Here is a 2994-nt window from a genome sequence, read left to right on the forward strand (position 1 = left end):
ACCTCCTCGTTCAAGTGGACACAATCGTCGCCGCTCTAGCTTCACACGAACAGTGCGTGGTTCATCGATCGCTTACGATTGAGGGTACTGGTGCTGCTTCAGGATCACATCCGGCCGTTCGCCCTCGCGCGCACGCTTCAAGCCCCGCCAGCCTTCAGCTGCTGCGAGATCGGGCACCCACACGGTCGTTATGGCGCCGTGAACGTGCCCTACGCGCAGAGCGTTGGCCGCCGCAAACTGCCCGAGCGTCGCCCCGTTTTCGCGCTTGAGCATCTTTCGTAACTGCTGCTCCTCGGGAAGGCCTCCCGCCAGGAATTTCATCGGCACGCTGGCGGCCGGTTTCACGTACGCTGCCTTCCAACGATGCGCAAGCTTGCGTCGCTGCACGATCCGCAGATGGGGCGCGAACTCGACCAGGCCCTCTTCTTTCAGGGCATTGATGAGCCGAGTAGCGGTCATGACCGCAACGCCAGCTTCGCGCGCAAGCTCGCTCGCCGTCATGTATATCTTCTCCGGGGCACTTATCAGGTTCTCGCGCTTGATGTCGACCGCGAGCAGGAGCTTGAGCATCCATTGGGCGAGGTCGGAGAATACGAGCGTCGGCGGTGCCGAATGACTGCTGCGCCGCACGGTCACCGGCTGCTCATCGGCCTGCAGCTCCGGAAAATCTGCGTACAGGGGCACGTCGGAGAGGATGGCAAGCGGCTCACCGTTCCCGTACTCCCTATGGAAGCTCACCAGCTTTTTGATAAGCGCGGGCGATGCGATTCCCACCCAGAGGACGACAGCCGGGCGTGATCGGTCTTGCCGTGCGTTCGCGCGTGCGCGCGACTCCAGCAGAGCCTGCGAGAATAGCGGGATCGCGCGATCGGCACGGCCTTCGGTCAGCGCCTTCAATACGACGTGATACGTCTGGCCACGGGGGCTCGTTAGAATGAAATCCCCACCCCTGCCGTCCTCGCCCTTCTCAACGACGTCCCAGCCATGGCTTTGGAAAAGCGAATGCACGGAGTGGCGCGCGAGGCGGTCGGCGGCTCTGGTTACGAAGTGTAGGTCGCTCATATCACTTACCCATGTATTTCAGTTGGCCATGTTAAATAACATGGCCACGTTAATTCACACGGCCATGTGACGCTTACGGTCACATCAAGGCAAGCGGGATTGCGCACTTCCAACACTCCATACAAGGAACAAGAACTAATCGAATGGCTAAGATCGCACCGGCGCACAAGGGTCACTGGTAAACTCGCGCGTCCAAAGTAACTTTCCGCCGGACCCATGAAAACTCCGTCGACCGACGTCCTCGCAGGCCACACGCCAGTGATGCAGCAGTACCTGCATCTCGTCCGACAAGGCTCTGACAGATTACCTACGCTGTCAGCTGCGCCGTGCGATTTCTAGTGTTCCGAAGCCGATCCGAAACAGACAATCGGCGTCGCAGTTTTGAATGTCCGCTTGTTACGGCTCCATGCCCTTTGGAAGAGCCGGTGTCCATGAAAGCGGATCAGCTCCATCAACCACAGCGCGGCGTCACCTTGCCGGGATCGAATGGGCCGATGGGGACAGCCAGGAATTGAACCGTGAATCTTCTTGGATGTCCCGCGTTCGCGTTCAGCTCGTCATGCCGCGCGCGTGCCCCTCATGCACCGAATCGCGCTATCGGAATTGTTCCCATGGACCTGCGACAGAAGCGCGTGCGCGCAGCATCCCGTATTGGCCACCCGTGTAGCCGAGTTCCGCGGAGACGAACAATCCGTTGGCGAGCGATTGAATCGACGTGCAGCTCAAGCCGCAGGGCACGAGGGTGAACTTCTCCCAAGGGCCTACGACGGAAGCACGCGCGCGCAACATCGCATACTGGTCACCCGTGTAGCCGAGCTCCGCGGAGACGAACAGCCCGTCGGCCTCCGATTGAATCGTCCAATATCCGTCGCTGGGGAAGTTGCAGATACTGTATTGCTCCCAGGGACCCGCCACGGTCGCTCGGGCGCGCAACATCGCATATTCGTTCCCGGCGTATCCCAGTTCCGTCGAGACGAGGTCGTGGTTGGCAAGAGACGTAATGGTCACATTTTGCGTGCATGTGGGGCCGACGGCGTTCGGCGATGCGGGGGTCGCGATCACGCTGGACAAATTCCGAATTCCGAGTTCGGCTCCCGCGTCCGCGGAGGCAAGAGCCGGAACCAGCGAGACTCCGAGCGCCAATGCCACCGATGTGCCGCGACCTAAACGACGTTTCGAAAACGTTGCGCTCATTGCATGGCCTCCAAATGAAAGATGTAATATCGAATGCTCCGAAATACGCGGCTCGTAAACGATTGCTCTTTGCACTTGCTGTCGAGGCGGCCGCGTAAGCCTCGATGCGCGAAACCAACGTCGTCCGGGCCTGCACATGTCCGGTACGTCGTTGAAAAATCGACAGGCCACGAAGAAAACCGTTGGTGCAAAAACTTCAGTCGAATCACGCCCTGAATTTACGGCACAGTGATGAATTCGCCGGTCGCTACCGCCCAGCCAAACCAGCGGATATCGGCCTGTCAACGCCGGAGGTCCGCGCTGCTCGATCCCTTCGCATATGCCCGTTCCTGATTGATTCCATCGTAAATAATGAGAAATTCTTCAAATAGCGAAAATCTCAACGCGACTACTGCCGAAGCACGCTTGCTCGATCCCGAGCAAAGCTCCTTTACCATCCAGACTCGCCAAAATCTCTGCCTCTCAGTGACAAGATAGATCGTAGTCGGCACAAATCCAGGAATTTCCATATAACGTCTCATGCCAAAATTAAATATTTCACAATTTCGACAATATATCCATCAATACGATACCGTTTTGTCACACGTTCAGAGTGGCGATGCGAATAGATACATTTATTCGAATACAGGTGAGCGGAAGATCTGTTTGGTTGAGAGTGAAAATAAGAGACGGTTTCATAAAGACTGGTCGGCCCGCCGAAGGGTATTCCAGCAGATCAGGCAGCAACCGAGTTTGAGG

The 2994-nt window shown here is 57.6% G+C and carries 2 protein-coding genes; both read right to left on the reverse strand.

The features are described 5' to 3' along the window. Positions 1-72: 72 nt before the first annotated feature. On the reverse strand, positions 73-1062 hold the full coding sequence (locus tag WS69_RS24130) for a helix-turn-helix domain-containing protein (RefSeq protein WP_231747209.1): 990 nt from the start codon (positions 1060-1062) through the stop codon (positions 73-75). A 594-nt stretch (positions 1063-1656) separates the two neighbouring features. Continuing rightward, positions 1657-2256 carry a fascin domain-containing protein gene (locus WS69_RS24135; RefSeq protein ID WP_156438371.1) on the reverse strand — a complete coding sequence of 200 codons (600 nt, stop codon included), beginning with the start codon at positions 2254-2256 and terminating at the stop codon, positions 1657-1659. Between the last annotated feature and the right edge of the window lie 738 nt (positions 2257-2994).

It is taken from the genome of Burkholderia sp. BDU5 (genome assembly GCF_001522845.1).
In the GTDB taxonomy this organism is placed as follows: domain Bacteria; phylum Pseudomonadota; class Gammaproteobacteria; order Burkholderiales; family Burkholderiaceae; genus Burkholderia; species Burkholderia mayonis.

Excerpts from the sequence above, each read along its gene's own strand:
- WS69_RS24130 (WP_231747209.1), bottom strand. The coding sequence starts at position 1,062 with ATGAGCGACCTACACTTCGTAACCAGAGCCGCCGACCGCCTCGCGCGC.
- WS69_RS24135 (WP_156438371.1), bottom strand. The coding sequence starts at position 2,256 with ATGAGCGCAACGTTTTCGAAACGTCGTTTAGGTCGCGGCACATCGGTG.